Source organism: Roseivirga spongicola (assembly GCF_001592965.1).
Taxonomy (GTDB): domain Bacteria; phylum Bacteroidota; class Bacteroidia; order Cytophagales; family Cyclobacteriaceae; genus Roseivirga; species Roseivirga spongicola.
In genome coordinates, this window is sequence record NZ_LRPC01000014.1 from 1 (window position 1) to 2,711 (window position 2,711).

Below are 2,711 nucleotides of genomic sequence, written 5' to 3' on the forward strand. Positions count from 1 at the left end.
GGCCTGCGGTTACTACCGTTAAATTATCTGCCGTACCGTTGGTGATGTTCAGGTCTTCGGCTGTTAGGCCTGAAACTGGTTCATCATAAGTAACAGTTACTGTAAATGCTGCATTGGTCAGGTCGCTCACCACTGAAGTAATGCTCGGTGTTGCTCTTATTCCGTCTACGTTAACATTGGCCGTGCTGGCGGTATTCTTAAGCGTTAAGATCGCATCGGTTCCGAACTCATCTACTATGGTAGCTCCGTTCAGGTCGATGGTTGATCCAACCGTGATACCGTCTGTATCCAAGTCGCCTTCTGTAATGGTATAAGTAAATGTAGCAGTGTTGCTTTCGCTTACTGTTCCACTTAGTGTGGCTGCCTTCGTTTCTGTCCCAATTGTAATTGGCAGGCTTGGCGTACCTGTAATAGTTACTGGCAGCGTAAAGCTGGTCTCGAAAGTTAGCTTATCGCCTATCGCATAAGTCTCTGCCGTAGGAACCGTTGTAGCGGTTACTACTGGTGCTGCAATTGTTGTAAACGTCCAAGCTGTTTTGTTTGTAGCACCTGAATAGCTATTACCAGCATCGTCTGTAATTGCTCCTATTTCTATAGAAACATAGAACTCTGTGCTTGGTGGCAACAATAGGTTTGTTGGAGTTATGGTTACTTCAGATCCATTCACCACAACATTAGTACTTGTCACGTCTATAGTTTCCAATACCTCGTCATTGCTGCTCTGTGCAATGATGATGTTACCGGTTCCTTTGTAAACATTTTCACCAAAGTCCATGCTTAGTTTGGCATCTGGTAGAACGTCAATCGCATCATCGGCTGGTAACAAGGTAGCTTCCATGGTCTGGTCGATTGTTGCTTGAGCAGTTACTACTGTTCCTACATTGCTTGAGGCATCGGTCAATGTTACTGACAAGGTCAGTGTTCCATCGTTCAGTCCTGAAAGGTCTGTTAATGTTACCTGATCTGTAGCTGTAGCAATTGTTCCTGATCCTGCAACCTTGGTTCCGCCATTATCTGAGTTCACCATATAGTTGTATGTAGTACCGATCTCTGCCCCTGCAAAGGTGAAGGTACTGATGGCTGTTTCGGCTGAGCCGATCAAGGCATCGTCAAGGGTAACTGAATATCCAACAGGTGCGGTATTATCATCTTCATCTGTGATGGTTATTGTAGCTCCATCGGTAATATCGATGTTGTTTTTATCTACCGTTCCTGCCGAGATGTTGCTCATGCTCACAGTAAGTGTCTCCGTAGATTCTTCAATACTATCATCCGTAGGAGTAATAGTGAAGGTTTGCTGCTCTCCTGCTGTTCCTGAGAAGGTCAGCTTTTGGCTAATAAGCGCAGTGTAATCTGAGGTTGAAAGCGCTGTTACATCGGCAGTATTTAATTCTACAAAGAAGCCTCCGTCTACTGCGTTATCTAATGTAGCCGTTAGCGTAATGGCTCCATCAGCTTCTGCTCCACTTGCATCGGCAATGGTTACAGTTGCTTGGTCGTCATTATTGATCGTTACCGTGGCACCGTCTGTAATATCAATGTCTGTTGAAGACACCGTTACAGGAGTTAGGTTGCTCATGGAAACGGTAATTGTTTCATCTGCCTCAACTATTGCATCAGCTGTAATAGAGATATCAAGTGTTTCTGTTTCGCCAGCTGTACCATCAAACATAATGGTTTGAGCTGTTATTGGTGAGAAGTCTACTCCGCCCGTGGCAGTACCATTTACCGTGCTTACATCTACTGAAAGACCTCCTTCAACTGCATTATCTAAAGTGAAGGTTACTGTTGCTGTTCCATCAGCTTCGGCTATAGATACATCGGCTGCTGTTACACTAGCAGTTGTTGTGTTTTCATTGATCACCGAAACGCTCTGATCAATTACAGCATCGTAGTTATCATGACTTGCAGCATCATCAATACTCAAAGTGATCTTAACAGATTTATCAGTATCAACCTTTGAATCATCAACACCCTGAACAGTTACCGTTTGCGGTACATTCCAGTTGCCTGAAGTAAAGATCAAAGAAGACTGGTCTACTGTAACTTCTGATGTACTTCCACTTGAAACATTGATTACCACATCTGAAGCTGGCTCTGAATCAAGCACAACATCGAAAGTATCTGTAGAACCGGACTCGTCTACTTCGGTAGACGAAGCCGTCTCTGTAATTGTGAAGCCTGCATTGTTAGCGAATTCAATTAGCACATCATCTGAGCTAATTGGGCAAACGCCATTACTAATAGTCCAACGCAAAGTATAAGTTACTCCTACTGTTCCTGTAAAGGTTGAAGTTGCACTGCTAGCATCACTAAACACACTATTACCATCTCCTGCTACTTCTGACCAAGTTCCAGTTTCTCTGAATCCTGATGCAGTATTACCCGCTAACGTAGCGTTCATAGTGGCAAGTGCACCATCTATTTTCTGATCTACACCTGCTGCTGCAACGGTTACATTATCGAAGAAGGTGATTTCAACTGTATCGTTATCTGAACAGCTTCCATTGTTTTCTGTCCATTGAAGCGTATAAGTAGTTCCAACCTTACCCTTGAAGGTAGATATTGCACTAGTTGGAGTAGTGATTGTTCCACCTGCTCCAGATAGAATTGACCAGCTTCCAGTACTACCAGTGCTAAATGAAGCACCAAGGAAAGTATTCGTTCCACATACATTTTGGTCTGCTCCAGCATTGGCGGTTACATCATCG

Annotated in this window: 1 protein-coding gene; it reads right to left on the minus strand. The window is 43.9% G+C overall.

Annotated features, from left to right (window positions below; all coding sequences use genetic code 11):
* On the minus strand, positions 1-2,711 hold a 2,711-nt coding region (locus AWW68_RS10915; protein ID WP_157717617.1), incomplete at both ends, for a beta strand repeat-containing protein.